Below are 14,214 nucleotides of genomic sequence, written 5' to 3' on the forward strand. Positions count from 1 at the left end.
GGCGGATTCGACGCCGGTCGCGTGACCGGAAGCGTCGACGGGGTGGAAAGCGAGCGGACGTGTCCAGCATCGATATGGCGGTTTCGGCGATCGCCGTGCTCTTCGCGGTCCTGGCGCTGGTGGCAAGCGGGTGGGCCCGAACGATCGCGCCGTTCGTCTGGCCGCTGCTTTTTCTCGGCGCCTGTGCCCAGCTACTGCTGGAAGGTTTCTACTGGCAGTTCGCGCCGGTCTATCTGCTGATCCCGCTGTCGCTGCTGCTGGTGCTGCCCGCGCATCGGCCCGAGGGCAGGCGCCGGGTGTTGCTGATCGCCGGTCGGGTCGGCGCGGCGGTGCTCGCCGTCGCGGCCGTGCTCGCCACCGCGCTGCCGCCGGTGCCCGCCCTGCCCGAGCCGACCGGCCCGCACGTCGTGGGCAGCACGATCTTTCGCTGGGTCGATGCCGATCGGCCGGAAACCGCGACCCCCGCGGCCGAGGATCGGCGAAATGTGGTTGTGCAGGCGTGGTATCCGGCGCAGTGGGCCGGTGGACGGCAATACCTGTATCTCGACGGCTACGACCGGCTACCGGATCGGGTGACGCTGATACCGGCGCAGATCATGCGCGGCTACCACCTCATCGATTCCCACGCCTATGCCGATGCCCCGATCAGCACCGCGCGAGAGCGCTGGCCGGTGGTGTTGTTCTCGCCGGGATACGGTGCGCCCCGGGCGTTCTACACCTCGCTGGTGGTCGATCTGGCCAGTCGTGGGTTCGTCGTGCTCGCCGTCGACCATCCCTACGAGTCCGCGGTGACCGAACTCGCCGACGGCACCATCGCCACCAACAACCAGGACGTTCCGGCCGAGGAACCCGAGTCGAACCGGTACATGAGCACCCAACTCGACCTGCGCACCGCCGACCTGCGATTCGTCGTCGATCAGCTCACCCGCCCCGACGCCATGGACCCCGAATTCGCCGCCCACCTCGACACCGAACACATTGCCGCGATCGGCCATTCGTTCGGCGGCGCCGCAGCCGCCGCCGCGCTGGCCCACGACCCCCGCCTCCGCGCCGCCGCCAATATCGACGGCACCCTCTACGGGGACCTGCCCACCCGCTCACTGCCCGGGCCGTTCCTGCTGATCGACAGCGACCGCGCCGAAACCGGCCACTCCCAGCGGTATCTAGACGGCAACGCCACCCTGCTCGCCAACCTCCGAGCCCCCGGCTACCGCTTCGAAATCGCCGACGCCAACCACTACAGCTTCACCGACGTCCCGCTGTTCCTGTCCCATCCGGCCCGATTCGTGGCATCCCGGTTCATCGGCGGTTCGCGCGGCCCGGCCGCGACCCAGCACGCCACCAACGACCTCCTCACCGCCTTCCTGAACGAGCCACTCGGCGGTGAACCGGCCGACGTCACCGCGGCGGCCCGGCAGCACCGAGGCATCGAGGGCGGGGCGGTGGGCGGGTAGCTCGCCGCACCGGGTGCGTATGGACCCGCGACCTGCTAGGGAATGGTGTCGGGAATCACCGCGTTGTCGTTCGACAAGTCGCCGCAACAACCGAGGAGAGCACCATGGCCACCGCTGGATCCGCGCAACTCATCGACCCCACAACGGAATTCGGCGCCAAGGTCGCCCAGCGCCTGGACAGCGAGCAGGTCGTCTGGCTGACCACGGTCGGCCCGAGCGGCACGCCGCAGCCGAACCCGGTGTGGTTCCTGTGGCGCGACGGCGAGTTCCTGCTGTTCAGCCAGCCCGACCGGCCGAAGCTGCGCAATATCGCGCGCAATCCGCGGGTCTCGCTCAACCTCAACAGCACCGACACCGGCGGTGACGTGGCGGTCTTCACCGGGACCGCCCGCGTGGAAGAAGCCACCCCCACTCCCGAGGAGATCGAGGCCTACGTCGCGAAGTACACCGAGGGCCTGGTGAGCATCTCGATGACGCGCGAGCAGTTCTTCGCCGAGTACTCGGTGCCGGTCCGCATCACCCCCGACCGGCTGCGCGGCTTCTGACCAGCCCCGTCCACTACTGTCGTTACCGATGAGAAGAAGGCAGCAGCCGCCGCTGCCGAAGCGGTACGGCTTGGATCCGGCTCGGCTGCGGCTGCCGGAAGACGGCGAATGGGCGACGATCCGCGACCATCTGGTGCATCGTCTGCCCAGGGTGCCCGCCGCCCGCATCGATGAGCTGCTGCGCGAGGGCGGCATCGTCGACCTGGACGGGCCGATCGCCCCCGACGCGCCATACGTGCCGGGTGGTGCGGTGTGGTTCCACCGGGATCTGCCCGCCGAAACCGAGGTGCCGTTCGATATCCCGATCGTGCACCGCGACGAGCACCTGCTGGTGGTGGACAAACCGCATTTCCTGGCGACCATCCCGCGCGGTCAGCACATTCTCCAAACCGCGCTGGTCCGGTTGCGGCGCGAGCTGGACCTACCGGACCTGATCCCGGCCCACCGCCTGGACCGGGCGACAGCGGGCCTGGTGCTGTTCGTGATCGATCCCACCCGCCGCGGCGCCTACCAGACGATGTTCCACGAGCGCACCGTCCGCAAGGAGTACGAGGCCATCGCGCCCTACGATCCGGACCTCGAGCTGCCCCGCACGGTGCGCAGCCGGATCATCAAGGAAAAGCAGGTGCTCGCCGCGCAGGAGGTGCCGGGCGAACCGAATGCCGAGACCCGGATCGAACTGCTGGAGCACCGGGACGGGCTCGGCCGCTACCGGCTGTACCCGCACACCGGACGCACCCACCAGCTGCGGCTGCATCTCAACTCGCTCGGCATCCCGATCCTCGGTGACGACTTCTATCCGGTGATCACCGACAAACCGGTGAGCGATTTCACCCGGCCGTTGCAGCTGCTGGCCTCGGCCATCGAGTTCACCGACCCGGTCAGCGGCGTGCCCCGGCGCTTCGAAACCCGCCGCACGCTGCAAGCCTGGACCGATCCGGAGGGCTGGGCAGCCGGATCGATCACAGGGTGATCAGCGTCTCCCGCCCCAGGGAACGCACAGAATCGCTCCGTACACTATCGGCGATGCTCTCCACCGACCTCGATTCCGCGGCACCGGTCCGCCGCCACAGGATCCACGCTTACCTCGATGTAGCCGTCGTGGTCGCGGTGCTGGCCGGTACCAACCTGATCGCGCATTTCACCACCGCCTGGGCCAATATCGTCACCGTGCCGGTGGCGGCCGTCGTGCTGCTCACCATGATGCGCAGGCGCGGCCTCGGCTGGTCCGAGCTCGGGCTGTCACGACGGCACTGGAAGACCGGCGCACTGTACGCGCTGGCCGCCGTCGCCGTGGTGCTCACCGTGGTCGCCATCGGCGCGGCCCTGCCGATCACCCGGCCGTTCTTCATGGCCGACCGCTACGCCACCATCTCCGGCGCGCTCATCGCGTCGATGATCATCATTCCGCTGCAAACGGTGATCCCGGAGGAGCTGGCCTTCCGCGGCGTCCTGCACGGCACCCTCGGCCGCGTCTACGGCGCCCGCGGGGTGTTCGCGGCCGGTTCCCTGCTGTTCGGCCTGTGGCATATCGCCTCCTCACTCGGCCTCACCTCGGGTAACCGTGGCCTGTCCGAGATCGTCGGCGGCGGCGTGGCCGGCCAGATCGCAGGCATCGCGCTCGCGGTAGCGGCCACCGCGCTCGCCGGTGTGGTGTTCACCTGGCTGCGCCACCGCAGCGGCAGCCTGCTCGCCCCCATAGCGCTGCACTGGTCGGTCAACGGCGCGGGCGCACTGGCCGCGGCGATCGTCTGGCAGACCACGATCGCCTAGCCGAGAGCGAAACGCGAACGCGGCCGCCGGTGGCGACCGCGTTCCATCCTGCCCGAGGACGGCAGGTTCAGCAGTGTTCGCAGATGCCGGTGGCGGGAAGCTGGATGAAGCAGCTGGAACACACCACGGTGCGGCTGTCCGGGTCGGACTTCGCGGCGGTGGTGCGGGCGCTGGTGCTGCCGCTGCGCCGAGCCGTTCCGCCGCGCGGGATGAGCGGCGGAACACCGCCGTCGGCAGGCACATCCGCGCCGTAGGCGGCGTAGCAGGCCCAGCGGGCGTAGGCGGCGTGCGATTCGATATCGGCGGGGATGGGCAGGTCGGCGAGCTCAAGCACGTACTTGTAGCTGTCGCTGACCTTGAGGTTCTGCTTGACGCACAGCGCGGTCAGCGGCGGCTCACCCGCGGTGTGGCAGCGGCGCGCGACCTTGCGCAGGATCGCGTCGATCCAGGTGCGCGTCGGCGCGTCGGTGCGCACCCCTGCCATGGTCTGCACCCGCTCGGCCAATTCCTTGACCGTCACGAAATGCCCGTAGCCGGTGGCGGTTTCGGCGAGCACCTCGTGCGCGGCCAGAGCCCACGCCACGGTTGCGTCCCGGAACATCACCCCCGTGCCGTCGTCGATCCGCCAGGCTCCCGATGTCGTCGTCGCAGCATCCCTCATAGCCCGTCAACGTTAGCCCCCGATACCCGCGACACGCCAAACCGGCAACCGGCGAATCATGTTTCGGCTTCATCACATTCGCCGGCGGAAACGACGAAGGCCCGCTTCCTGTGACGGAAGCGGGCCTTCGAGACTTCGAGCCGAGGAGAAAGGCTTACTTGGCCTTCTCCAGGACCTCGACCAGACGCCAGCGCTTGGTGGCCGACAGCGGACGGGTCTCCATCAGCTGAACGCGGTCGCCGATGCCGGCGATCTCGTTCTCGTCGTGCGCCTTCACCTTGGAGGTGGTGCGAATGATCTTGCCGTAGAGCGGGTGCCGGTTACGGTCTTCCAGCTCGACGACGATCGTCTTGTTCATCTTGTCCGAGACAACGTAGCCGGTACGAACCTTGCGGCTGTTGCGCTGCCCTTCCACTTTTTCGCTCATGCCGCATCTCCCTTACCAGCGGGTCCGGTGGCCAGACCGAGCTCGCGCTCACGCATGACCGTGTAGATACGCGCGATCTCGTGACGCACCACACGCAGACGACGGTTGTTGTCCAACTGTCCCGTCGCCATCTGGAAGCGCAGGTTGAACAGCTCTTCCTTCGACTCGCGCAGGCGGGCGACGAGCTCCTCTTCGGTGAGCTCACGGAGCTCTGCGGCCGGTGTTCCGGTAGCCATCAGAACTGCTCCTCCCTGGTCACGATCCTGCACTTCATGGGGAGCTTGTGCATCGCGCGGCGCAGGGCCTCACGAGCAATCTCCTCGTTGGGGTAAGACATTTCGAACATCACGCGGCCGGGCTTGACGTTCGCGACCCACCACTCCGGCGAACCCTTACCGGAACCCATGCGGGTTTCGGCGGGCTTCTTGGTGAGCGGGCGATCCGGGTAGATGTTGATCCAGATCTTGCCGCCACGCTTGATGTGGCGGGTCATCGCGATACGCGCCGACTCGATCTGCCGGTTGGTGACGTACGCAGGCTCGAGCGCCTGGATACCGAACTCACCGAACGCCACCGAGGTGCCGCCCTTGGCCATACCGGACCGGCTCGGGTGATGCTGCTTGCGGTGCTTGACCTTGCGAGGCATCAGCATGCGTCAGCCCTCCTGTGTCTCTGCCGGTGCCTCCGCCACGGCGGTGGCGGCGCGGCCGGCCTCGGTGCTGGTCGCAGTGGTGCCTGCGGAACCGGAACGACGCGGGCGGCTCGGACGCTCGCGGCGCGGGCGATCGCCGGCCGGAGCGCTCGGGGCGGCCAGCTCACGCTTGCCACCGACGATGTCGCCCTTGTAGATCCAGACCTTCACACCGATGCGACCGAAGGTGGTCTTGGCCTCGTAGAGGCCGTAGTCGATGTCGGCACGCAGCGTGTGCAGCGGCACCCGGCCCTCGCGGTAGAACTCCGAGCGCGACATTTCGGCGCCACCGAGGCGGCCCGAGCACTGCACACGGATGCCCTTGACGTTCGGCGAACGCATGGCCGACTGGATGGCCTTACGCATCGCGCGACGGAACGCCACACGGTTGGACAGCTGCTCGGCCACACCCTGGGCAACCAGCTGGGCATCGGACTCGGGGTTCTTGACCTCGAGGATGTTCAGCTGAACCTGCTTGCCGGTGAGCTTCTCCAGCTCGGCGCGGATGCGGTCGGCCTCGGCGCCACGGCGACCGATGACGATGCCGGGACGCGCGGTGTGGATGTCGACGCGAACCCGGTCACGGGTGCGCTCGATCTCCACCTTCGAGATGCCCGCCCGCTCCATGCCGGTGGACAGCAGCTTACGGATCGCGACGTCTTCCTTGACGTAATCCGCGTACTGCTTGTCGGCGTACCAACGGGACTTCCAATCGGTGGTGATACCGAGGCGGAAGCCATGGGGATTGATCTTCTGTCCCATTTACTTTGCCCCTCCCTTCCGGCGGCTGCGAGTGGCGCCGGCAGTGGGCACGCTCTCGACCTCGATGGTGATGTGGCTGGTGCGCTTGCGGATCCGGAACGCGCGGCCCTGGGCCCGCGGCTGGAAACGCTTCATGGTGGCGCCCTCGTCGACGTAGGCCGTCGAGATCACCAGCGTGTCGGGGTTGAGGCCGAGGTTGTTCTCGGCGTTCGCCGCGGCGCTCGCCACGACCTTGGCAACCGGTTCGCTCGCGGCCTGCGGCGCGAACTTCAGGATCGCCAGAGCGTCTTCGACCCGCTTGCCGCGGACCAGGTCCACGACGCGACGAGCCTTCATCGGGGTGACGCGCACGTGCTTGGCGGTCGCCCGGGCAGTGGGGTTCTGAGTCTCAGTGGTCGTCATCGCCGCTTGCTCTTCCGGTCTTCCTTGACGTGGCTCTTGAACGTCCTGGTCGGCGCGAACTCACCGAGCTTGTGCCCGACCATGTTCTCCGAGACGAACACCGGCACGTGCTTGCGGCCGTCGTGGACGGCGAAGGTGTGACCGATGAAATCCGGGGTGATGGTCGAACGACGCGACCAGGTCTTGATGACCTGCTTGGTGCCCTTGTCGTTCTGCACGTCCACCTTCGCTTGGAGGTGGTCGTCGACGAACGGGCCCTTCTTGAGGCTGCGTGGCATTTCTTACCTCCTCCTTCAGCGCTTCTTGCCGGTCTTACGGCGGCGGACGATGAGCTTGTCGCTCGGGCGGTTGGGCTTGCGGGTGCGGCCTTCCGGCTGACCCCACGGCGAGACCGGGTGGCGACCACCGGAGGTCTTGCCCTCACCACCACCGTGCGGGTGGTCGACCGGGTTCATGACGACACCACGGACCGTGGGACGGCGTCCCTTCCAGCGCATACGGCCGGCCTTGCCCCAGTTGATGTTCGACTGCTCGGCGTTGCCGACCTCGCCGACGGTGGCGCGGCAGCGCACGTCGACGCGGCGGATCTCACCGGAGGGCATACGCAGCGTGGCGTACGGGCCTTCCTTACCAAGCAGCTGGATGCTCATACCGGCCGAACGGGCCAGCTTGGCACCGCCGCCGGGACGCAGCTCCACCGCGTGGATGGTGGTACCGGTGGGGATGTTGCGCAGCGGCAGGTTGTTACCCGGCTTGATGTCGGCGGTGGGGCCGGACTCGATCGGGGTGCCCTGCGTCACGCCCTTGGGGGCGATGATGTAGCGCTTCTCGCCGTCGCGGTAGTGCAGCAGCGCGATGTTCGCGGTCCGGTTGGGGTCGTACTCGATGTGCGCGACCTTGGCCGGGATGCCGTCCTTGTCCAGGCGACGGAAGTCGATCACGCGGTAGGCCCGCTTGTGACCGCCACCGCGGTGCCGGGTGGTGATGCGGCCGTGGGCGTTACGACCACCGCTCTTGGTGAGCGGACGGATCAGCGACTTCTCGGGGGTCGACCGGGTGATCTCGGCGAAGTCCGAGACAGACGACCCGCGGCGGCCCGGGGTTGTCGGCTTGTACTTACGGATTGCCATGAGTTCTTCTCTGCTTTCTGGATTCCCAGGCGCTTACGCGACCGGGCCTCCGAAGATCTCGATGGGCTTGCTGTCGGCCGAGATGGTCACGAGCGCGCGCTTGGTGTTCTTGCGCTTGCCGTAACCGAAGCGGGTCCGCTTGCGCTTGCCCTGACGGTTGGCGGTGTTGACGCTGGTCACCTTGACGCCGAAGACCTTCTCGACGGCGATCTTGATCTGCGTCTTGTTCGAGTCCGGGTGCACCAGGAAGGTGTAGGTACCTTCCTCGATCAGCCCGTAGGACTTCTCCGAGATGACCGGCGCAAGCAGGATGTCGCGGGGGTCGGCGATGGTGGTCACTTGCTCTCCTCCTGTGCCGCCTCAGCCGGCCCGTGCACGAAGGCGTTGAGGGCCTCGACGCTGAACACGACTTCGTCGCTTTCCAGCACGTCGTAGGTGTTGAGCTGATCCGGCGCGATCGGGTGCACGAACTCGAGGTTCTGCACGCTCTTCCAGGCCGCGATGTCCTCGCGACCGAGCACGACCAGGAACTTCTTCCGGTCCGACAGCTCGGACAGGAAGGTCTTCGCGGTCTTGGTCGACGGGGTCTGGCCGGCGACCAGTTCGCTGATCACGTGGATCCGCTCGTTGCGCGCGCGGTCCGACAGCGCTCCGCGCAGCGCGGCGCGGATCATCTTCTTCGGGGTCCGCTGGCTGTAGTCGCGCGGCTTCGGGCCGTGCACGGTGCCACCGCCGGCGAACTGCGGCGCGCGGGTCGAGCCCTGACGGGCGCGGCCGGTGCCCTTCTGCCGGTACGGCTTCTTGCCACCACCGCGGACTTCACCGCGGGTCTTGGTGGAGTGCGTGCCCTGACGCGCGGCGGCGAGCTGGGCAACGACCACCTGGTGCATCAGCGCGATGTTGGCGGTGGTGTCGAAGATCTCCGCGGGGAGTTCGACGGTGCCGTTGGTCTTGCCACCCAGTTCCTTGACCGGCAGGGTCAGGTTGGTCTTCTTCTCAGTGCTCACAGCGCTCATGCGTGCGCACCACCCTTCACGGCGCTCTTGACGATCACGACGCCGCCCTTGCGACCCGGGATCGCACCCTTGATCAGCAGCAGGCCGTTCTCGGCGTCCACCTTGTGAACCGACAGGTTCTGCGTGGTGACGCGGTCGTTACCCATGCGGCCCGACATGCGCATGCCCTTGAACACGCGGCCGGGGGTGGCGCAGCCACCGATGGAACCCGGGCGACGGTGCACGGCCTGCGCACCGTGGGATGCACCCTGGCCACGGAAGCCGTGGCGCTTCATGGTGCCGGCGAAGCCCTTGCCCTTGCTGGTGCCGGTGACGTCGACGTAGGTGCCCTCTTCGAACACGTCGGCGGAGAGCTCCTGGCCGACCTCGAAGGAGGAGGCGTCGGCGACGCGGATCTCCGCGATGTGCCGGCGCGGCGTGACGCCGGCCTTGGCGAACTGGCCGGCGACCGGCTTGTTCACCTTGCGCGGGTCGATCGCGCCGAAGGCGAGCTGCACGGCGCTGTAGCCGTCGCGCTCTTCGGTGCGGATCTGGGTGACGACGTTCGGTCCGGCCTTGATGACGGTCACCGGGACGACGCGGTTCTTCTCGTCGAACACCTGGGTCATGCCGAGCTTGGTGCCCAGGATGCCGGCCGCTGGCCTGTTCTTGTTATCAGTCATGTCTCGAGTCCCCGTCACTGAATGTTGACGTCGACGCTGGCCGGCAGGTCGATACGCATGAGCGCGTCGACCGTCTTCGGCGTCGGGTCGAGGATGTCGATCAGCCGCTTGTGCGTACGCATCTCGAAGTGCTCGCGCGAGTCCTTGTACTTGTGCGGCGAACGGATGACGCAGTACACGTTCTTTTCGGTCGGCAACGGCACCGGCCCGACGACCCGGGCCCCAGTGCGGGTCACCGTCTCGACGATCTTGCGCGCAGACGCGTCGATCGCCTCGTGGTCATAGGCCTTGAGCCTGATGCGGATCTTCTGTCCCGCCACGCTAAGTGTCCTTTTCTCCGCTTTCGTTCGTGATCCGGAAGCTGGGCTTCCGTACCACCCTCATTGGCACAGTCCGAACACACGAAGACGTCTCAGGGAGACCACGACCGGGACGCACCCAGTCTTCGCCGCTGTTCATCTGTCATGGTTCTCCGGTCCACGCGGTCGGGCGTGTCGCCCGCCCGCTCATTCCTCGGCCCCGGAAATCACTCCATGTCAGGCCCGGAACACTGTCCCGGACGTACCCACACCGAAAACGGTGAGGTACACGATTTGGTACTGCCTGCCCCGCCCGACCAACCGTTTCACAGAAACGGGCACGGCCCGGTGCAAGGCAACCCGAACAGTATGCCCGAAGGCTCCAGCCCGATCAAATCGGGGTCGCCGCGCCCGGGAAAACCGGGCTGACGTGCACCGTCACGGCCTACTACCCGGCTATCTTACCGAGGAGTAAGATAGCCCGCATGACCAAAGAGACCGCGACCTACCGCGGCTGGAAGAAGCTGCCGGACAACCGCCTGGGCCACACCCTGTTCTCGCTCGGCATGGTCGCGCGGGTGCCCTACTTCGGCACCGTGCTCCCCAATGTCGTGCGGCTCGAGCCGGGCCTGTGCGAGGTCACCTCGCCGAAATGGTTCGGCATCCACAACCATCTCGGCACCTTCCACGCCATCGCGGCGTGCAATCTGGCCGAGGTCGCCATGGGCATGCTCAGCGAAGCGACCGTGCCCGCCAGCCACCGCTGGATCCCCAAAGCGATGAACGTGCAGTACCTGGCCAAGGCCGAGACCGGGCTGCGGGCGGTGGCGAAACTGCCGGAGATCCCGGATTTCGACACGATCGTCGAGGGCACTGAGATGGTGGTGCCGGTGTCGATCTACGACAAGCACGACCTCGAGGTCGTGCACGCCGACATCACCACCTGGGTCACCCCGAAGTAGGCCGCGGACGGGCCGCCGCTGCTCAGCAGGGCAGCGGGCGGTCCCGGCCGTCGAGGGCATTGACCACAACGGTGATCGCGCGGGCATCGGCGAGCATGGAGCTGTGATCGGCCCGGTCGGACGGGCAGCCGTCCTGCAACCAGATATTGCGGTCGTCGGCGTCGGGGTGGGCGAGCAGGGCGGTGTCGGTCGGTGTGATCACCGTGTCGGCGCGCGAGGCGATGGCGGTGTAGCGGATTCCGGGCAGTGTCTCGCCGCTCGCGTTCAGCCTGACCAGCAGCGGTGAACCCGCGGCCTGCTGGGCACCGGGGGTGCCGAAGACCTGGGTGGCGATCTGCGCGTCGGTCAGCCCGAGCGAGGCGAGATCCGGATACATCTCGCGCAGCCCGTCCCAGGTGGTGCCCCGATACGGCGTGCCGAGCGTGACCACGGTCGCGATCTCGGCGCCGCCGCGTTCGCGCAGGTACTGCCGGATCACGGTGCCGCCGGTGGAATGGCCGACCAGCGCGATGCGCGGGGCGCCGGTGCGTTCGCGCACGGTGCGCACCACGTCGGCGAGTTCATCGGCCATGCTCTCGATCGAGGCCACGCCCCACACCGGGCGACCGGACAGCGCCGCACCCACCGGCCCGACGCCGACCGACGAGCCTGCGTGCCCACTGACCGCGTCCACCAGGGCCGGGCCCTGACCCAGATTCGCGGCGAACACGCAGTGCCCCTCGGCGCGCAGAGCCGGGGCCAGTACCCCGAAGCTGCGGGTGACGTCGGTGCCGGAGCCGTGTACCAGCAGCACCGGCTCCCGGTTCGGGGCGAGGACGCACCCGGAATCGTTGGCGCCGGGCAGCTGCGGAAGGAGCACCTGCGCCGTCCCGGACGGCGCGAGAGTGATCGCCGCGATTGCGACGGTCGTCACTACAACGGCGAGGCGGATCGCCCCGCGGACCCGATCTCCGAGGGCCGGTATTCGAAGGCGCATGTCATATCCCCAGCGCCGGAGCCAGCGTCGGCCAGGAATCCTTCAGCGCGTCCTGCCAGTAACCCCAGGAATGGGTGCCGTCGGGCCGGAAGTTGTAGGTCGCCGGAATTCCGAGATCATTGAGCCGGTCCTGCATATTGTGCGAGCAGTAATTCGTCGCGGCCTCGATGATTCCGCCGAGCACGATTTGATTCGCGAAAAGCCAAGGGCCCTCCAGCGAATACTTGCCGCCGTATTGGTCGTACATACCCGGCAGGCCGCTGCCGCTGGAAATGTAGAGCGCTTTTCCGCGCAGGCCCTCGGCCTGGACATAGGGGTCGTTGGCGGCCCAGGCCGGATCGCTCGGCGGGCCGTACATGTTCTCCTTGTCGGCCAGGCCCCATTCTTCGATGGTCAGCCGCACGAACTCCTGGCCGGCCGGATCGCTGATCTGGGCGCATCCGCTGTAGGCGGCCGCCGCGTCGTACAGGTCGCCGGTGGTGGCCGCCAGCGCCAGGCTGCTGGTGCCGGACATGGAGAAGCCCGCGATGCCGTTGCGCCCGCTGGTGCCGAGGTATTCATCGATCAGCGGCGGCAGCTCACTGGTGAGGAAGGTCTTCCACTTCTGCTTGCCCAGCCGCGGATCGTCGTGGCGCCAGTCGGCGTAGTAGCTGAACATGCCGCCGATCGGCGAGACCGCGTGCACGTTCTTATCGGCGAGGAAGTCCAGCACATCGGTCTTGGTCCCCCAATTGGAGCCGTCCACCCCGCCGCCCGCGCCGAGCAGCAGATACAACACCGGGCGCGGCACGCCGGTATCGGCCGCCTTCATCACCTCGACCGGAATATCGAGATCCATCGCCGCCGAATGCACGGTCAGGGTGACATTGCGGGCGTCGCGCTCGGATACCGAAACAATCGACGATGCCGCGCGGGAATCCGACGGCTCGGCGGACGCCGAGACGGGAAGGATCGCGGCCGCGGTCACGGCGGCGGCCAGCAGCCCGAGCTGGCGGAGGTAACGGCCTCTCATGATGTCCCTTCTGCACAGTGGAACACCTCGATGCTCCGAAAGCAACGCTATGTTGCGGCACAACAACTTTCACGACTGGAATTGCGGGGACACCAGAAATGGGGGCAGCCGCCGGGGACGCGGCGACAGAATTCGGACCGATTCGAATTTCTCTGTAACACCGGCACTTTGCTCGTCGATATATGGCGGCACGCACGCGGCGATGGTTGCGTCGGCGCGTCGGATGCGGTTTGAATGCCTCTATGGCAGTCAGCGCGGTTCACCATGTCGACGTGTGCGTCGTCGGGCTCGGCCCCACCGGCCGGGCGCTGGCACACCGCGCCGAAGCCGCCGGCTTGTCCGTCGCCGCGATCGATCCCCGCCCCGACCGGCTGTGGCCGCCCACCTACTCCTGCTGGGTGGACGAGCTGCCCGAATGGCTACCGCGGAGCGCCATCGCCACCCGGATCGAGGCGCCCACCGTCTGGGCCAGGACCGAACACCGCATCCCCCGGCCGTACTGCGTGCTGTCCAAGCCCGGCCTGCGCGATGCCCTGCCGCTGGACCCGGCAAACGTCCGCGCCGGACGCGCGGTGCGAGTGGAACCGCATGTGGTGGAACTGGCCGACGGCACCGTCATCGCCGCCGACACCGTCGTCGACACCAGAGGCCTGCCCTCCCTCGGCGGGCGGCGGGCCGCCAGCGCACACGGCATCTTCGTCGACGCCGAGACCGCGGCGCCGATGGTGGCCGACGGTGAGGGCCTGCTGCTGGACTGGCGGCCGGAGAACGGCGCGAGCAATGACGAGCCGCCGTCGTTCCTGTATTCGGTACCCCTCGGCGACGGCACGGTGATCTTCGAGGAGACCAGCCTCGGGTTGCGCGGCGGGATGCCGCAGCACGAACTACGCAGGCGCACCCTGAACCGGCTGGCCGCGCACGGCATCCGGCTCACCGGCAGCGAACCGACCGAGGCCGCGCACTATCCGCTGGATCAGCCGCCGCCGAAGAAGGGCACCGGCCGGGTGGTCCCGTTCGGCTCGCGCGGCGGGATGATGCATCCGTGCACCGGCTACAGCGTCGCCGATTCGCTGGCGCTGGTGGATACCGCGGTCGCCGCGATCCAGCAGGGCCGCGATCCGGTCGCCGCGCTGTGGTCACCGCGGGCGCGGCTGGTCTATTGGATGCGGATGCGCGGGCTGTGGGGGCTGGGCAGGCTGACGACCGAGCAGTCCATCGCCATGTTCGAGGCGTTCTTCACCGCCTCACCGCGCGGCCAGCGAGCGCTGCTGTCCTCCCACGACGATTACACCGCGCTCGGCGCCGTGCTGGTCAACACCGTCGCCCACACCTGGCCGTTCCGCTGGCGTTACGACCTGGTCGGCTGGACCAACCGCAACCGCTGGGTGGGCTACGAATACGAGCCAGCGCCGGCCCGCGAAGAACCCCGCCGGATCGGCTGA

20 protein-coding genes are annotated in these 14,214 nt (G+C 67.8%); 6 read left to right on the plus strand and 14 right to left on the minus strand.

Annotated features, from left to right (window positions below; genetic code table 11):
• Positions 1-59: 59 nt before the first annotated feature.
• The 4 genes from FEK34_RS01675 to FEK34_RS01690 all read left to right on the plus strand — a co-directional run bounded on the left by FEK34_RS01675 (position 60) and on the right by FEK34_RS01690 (position 3,772).
• Positions 60-1,454: an alpha/beta hydrolase family protein gene (locus tag FEK34_RS01675; protein WP_138446090.1), complete on the plus strand. Its 1,395-nt coding sequence runs from the start codon at positions 60-62 to the stop codon at positions 1,452-1,454.
• A 104-nt stretch (positions 1,455-1,558) separates the two neighbouring features.
• Positions 1,559-1,999 (plus strand): TIGR03667 family PPOX class F420-dependent oxidoreductase, encoded by a 441-nt coding sequence (locus FEK34_RS01680; protein ID WP_138446091.1) that lies wholly within the window; start codon positions 1,559-1,561, stop codon positions 1,997-1,999.
• A gap of 28 nt (positions 2,000-2,027) precedes the next feature.
• Positions 2,028-2,972, plus strand: coding sequence for an RluA family pseudouridine synthase (locus tag FEK34_RS01685; RefSeq protein ID WP_138446092.1), 945 nt, complete (start codon positions 2,028-2,030; stop codon positions 2,970-2,972).
• Positions 2,973-3,025: 53 nt separating this feature from the next.
• A complete protein-coding gene (locus FEK34_RS01690; protein ID WP_138446093.1) occupies positions 3,026-3,772 on the plus strand; it encodes a CPBP family intramembrane glutamic endopeptidase in 747 nt (248 codons plus the stop codon).
• A gap of 67 nt (positions 3,773-3,839) precedes the next feature.
• Here the strand turns inward: FEK34_RS01690 and FEK34_RS01695 are convergent, their stop codons facing one another.
• From FEK34_RS01695 to rpsJ, 12 genes are all read right to left on the minus strand, one after another.
• The gene (locus tag FEK34_RS01695; RefSeq protein WP_249358214.1) at positions 3,840-4,433 is read right to left on the minus strand and encodes a hypothetical protein; all 594 of its coding nucleotides are present in this window, start codon (positions 4,431-4,433) and stop codon (positions 3,840-3,842) included.
• A 154-nt stretch (positions 4,434-4,587) separates the two neighbouring features.
• Positions 4,588-4,860: a 30S ribosomal protein S17 gene (rpsQ, locus tag FEK34_RS01700; protein ID WP_036533191.1), complete on the minus strand. Its 273-nt coding sequence runs from the start codon at positions 4,858-4,860 to the stop codon at positions 4,588-4,590.
• Positions 4,857-5,096 (minus strand): 50S ribosomal protein L29, encoded by a 240-nt coding sequence (gene rpmC, locus FEK34_RS01705; protein ID WP_036533190.1) that lies wholly within the window; start codon positions 5,094-5,096, stop codon positions 4,857-4,859. Before rpmC ends, rpsQ begins: the two co-directional genes overlap by 4 nt.
• Complete coding sequence (gene rplP / locus FEK34_RS01710; RefSeq protein ID WP_014349059.1) at positions 5,096-5,512, minus strand: 50S ribosomal protein L16; 417 nt, start codon at positions 5,510-5,512, stop codon at positions 5,096-5,098. Before rplP ends, rpmC begins: the two co-directional genes overlap by 1 nt.
• Positions 5,513-5,515: 3 nt before the next feature.
• Complete coding sequence (gene rpsC, locus FEK34_RS01715; protein WP_014349058.1) at positions 5,516-6,313, minus strand: 30S ribosomal protein S3; 798 nt, start codon at positions 6,311-6,313, stop codon at positions 5,516-5,518.
• Positions 6,314-6,715 (minus strand): 50S ribosomal protein L22, encoded by a 402-nt coding sequence (gene rplV / locus FEK34_RS01720; RefSeq protein WP_036533187.1) that lies wholly within the window; start codon positions 6,713-6,715, stop codon positions 6,314-6,316.
• Complete coding sequence (gene rpsS / locus FEK34_RS01725) at positions 6,712-6,993, minus strand: 30S ribosomal protein S19 (protein WP_014349056.1); 282 nt, start codon at positions 6,991-6,993, stop codon at positions 6,712-6,714. Before rpsS ends, rplV begins: the two co-directional genes overlap by 4 nt.
• Before the next feature lie 15 nt (positions 6,994-7,008).
• Positions 7,009-7,845, minus strand: a complete 837-nt coding sequence (gene rplB / locus FEK34_RS01730) for a 50S ribosomal protein L2 (protein ID WP_014349055.1) — start codon at positions 7,843-7,845, stop codon at positions 7,009-7,011.
• A gap of 33 nt (positions 7,846-7,878) precedes the next feature.
• Positions 7,879-8,184 carry a 50S ribosomal protein L23 gene (gene rplW / locus FEK34_RS01735; RefSeq protein ID WP_011207266.1) on the minus strand — a complete coding sequence of 102 codons (306 nt, stop codon included), beginning with the start codon at positions 8,182-8,184 and terminating at the stop codon, positions 7,879-7,881.
• On the minus strand, positions 8,181-8,861 hold the full coding sequence (gene rplD, locus FEK34_RS01740) for a 50S ribosomal protein L4 (protein WP_036533182.1): 681 nt from the start codon (positions 8,859-8,861) through the stop codon (positions 8,181-8,183). Before rplD ends, rplW begins: the two co-directional genes overlap by 4 nt.
• Positions 8,858-9,523, minus strand: coding sequence for a 50S ribosomal protein L3 (gene rplC, locus FEK34_RS01745; protein ID WP_138446094.1), 666 nt, complete (start codon positions 9,521-9,523; stop codon positions 8,858-8,860). The genes rplD and rplC overlap by 4 nt, the downstream gene beginning before the upstream one ends.
• A gap of 14 nt (positions 9,524-9,537) precedes the next feature.
• Entirely contained in the window at positions 9,538-9,843 is a 306-nt protein-coding gene (gene rpsJ / locus FEK34_RS01750; RefSeq protein WP_003938093.1) for a 30S ribosomal protein S10, read from the minus strand.
• 464 nt (positions 9,844-10,307) lie between these two features.
• On the opposite strand from rpsJ, the gene FEK34_RS01755 reads away from it, so the two are divergent.
• Complete coding sequence (locus FEK34_RS01755; protein WP_138446095.1) at positions 10,308-10,784, plus strand: hotdog fold domain-containing protein; 477 nt, start codon at positions 10,308-10,310, stop codon at positions 10,782-10,784.
• Positions 10,785-10,806: 22 nt separating this feature from the next.
• Here FEK34_RS01755 and FEK34_RS01760 read toward each other — a convergent pair whose 3' ends face one another.
• Together FEK34_RS01760 and FEK34_RS01765 are read right to left on the minus strand one after the other, a co-directional pair.
• The gene (locus FEK34_RS01760) at positions 10,807-11,697 is read right to left on the minus strand and encodes a lipase family alpha/beta hydrolase (protein ID WP_138446096.1); all 891 of its coding nucleotides are present in this window, start codon (positions 11,695-11,697) and stop codon (positions 10,807-10,809) included.
• Positions 11,698-11,761: 64 nt separating this feature from the next.
• The gene (locus FEK34_RS01765) at positions 11,762-12,772 is read right to left on the minus strand and encodes an alpha/beta hydrolase (protein WP_138446097.1); all 1,011 of its coding nucleotides are present in this window, start codon (positions 12,770-12,772) and stop codon (positions 11,762-11,764) included.
• A 242-nt stretch (positions 12,773-13,014) separates the two neighbouring features.
• On the opposite strand from FEK34_RS01765, the gene FEK34_RS01770 reads away from it, so the two are divergent.
• Positions 13,015-14,214, plus strand: a complete 1,200-nt coding sequence (locus tag FEK34_RS01770) for a lycopene cyclase family protein (RefSeq protein ID WP_138446098.1) — start codon at positions 13,015-13,017, stop codon at positions 14,212-14,214.

Source organism: Nocardia cyriacigeorgica (assembly GCF_005863245.1).
GTDB classification, from domain to species: Bacteria; Actinomycetota; Actinomycetes; order Mycobacteriales; family Mycobacteriaceae; genus Nocardia; species Nocardia cyriacigeorgica_C.

Coding starts and splice junctions, on each gene's coding strand:
- rplP (WP_014349059.1), bottom strand. CDS start 5,512: ATGCTGATGCCTCGCAAGGTCAAGCACCGCAAGCAGCATCACCCGAGC.
- rpsS (WP_014349056.1), bottom strand. CDS start 6,993: ATGCCACGCAGCCTCAAGAAGGGCCCGTTCGTCGACGACCACCTCCAA.
- rplD (WP_036533182.1), bottom strand. CDS start 8,861: ATGAGCGCTGTGAGCACTGAGAAGAAGACCAACCTGACCCTGCCGGTC.
- FEK34_RS01755 (WP_138446095.1), top strand. CDS start 10,308: ATGACCAAAGAGACCGCGACCTACCGCGGCTGGAAGAAGCTGCCGGAC.
- FEK34_RS01765 (WP_138446097.1), bottom strand. CDS start 12,772: ATGAGAGGCCGTTACCTCCGCCAGCTCGGGCTGCTGGCCGCCGCCGTG.
- FEK34_RS01690 (WP_138446093.1), top strand. CDS start 3,026: ATGCTCTCCACCGACCTCGATTCCGCGGCACCGGTCCGCCGCCACAGG.
- FEK34_RS01695 (WP_249358214.1), bottom strand. CDS start 4,433: ATGAGGGATGCTGCGACGACGACATCGGGAGCCTGGCGGATCGACGAC.
- rplV (WP_036533187.1), bottom strand. CDS start 6,715: ATGACGACCACTGAGACTCAGAACCCCACTGCCCGGGCGACCGCCAAG.
- rpsC (WP_014349058.1), bottom strand. CDS start 6,313: ATGGGACAGAAGATCAATCCCCATGGCTTCCGCCTCGGTATCACCACC.
- FEK34_RS01685 (WP_138446092.1), top strand. CDS start 2,028: ATGAGAAGAAGGCAGCAGCCGCCGCTGCCGAAGCGGTACGGCTTGGAT.
- FEK34_RS01680 (WP_138446091.1), top strand. CDS start 1,559: ATGGCCACCGCTGGATCCGCGCAACTCATCGACCCCACAACGGAATTC.
- rpsQ (WP_036533191.1), bottom strand. CDS start 4,860: ATGAGCGAAAAAGTGGAAGGGCAGCGCAACAGCCGCAAGGTTCGTACC.
- rplB (WP_014349055.1), bottom strand. CDS start 7,845: ATGGCAATCCGTAAGTACAAGCCGACAACCCCGGGCCGCCGCGGGTCG.
- rpmC (WP_036533190.1), bottom strand. CDS start 5,096: ATGGCTACCGGAACACCGGCCGCAGAGCTCCGTGAGCTCACCGAAGAG.
- FEK34_RS01770 (WP_138446098.1), top strand. CDS start 13,015: ATGGCAGTCAGCGCGGTTCACCATGTCGACGTGTGCGTCGTCGGGCTC.
- rplC (WP_138446094.1), bottom strand. CDS start 9,523: ATGACTGATAACAAGAACAGGCCAGCGGCCGGCATCCTGGGCACCAAG.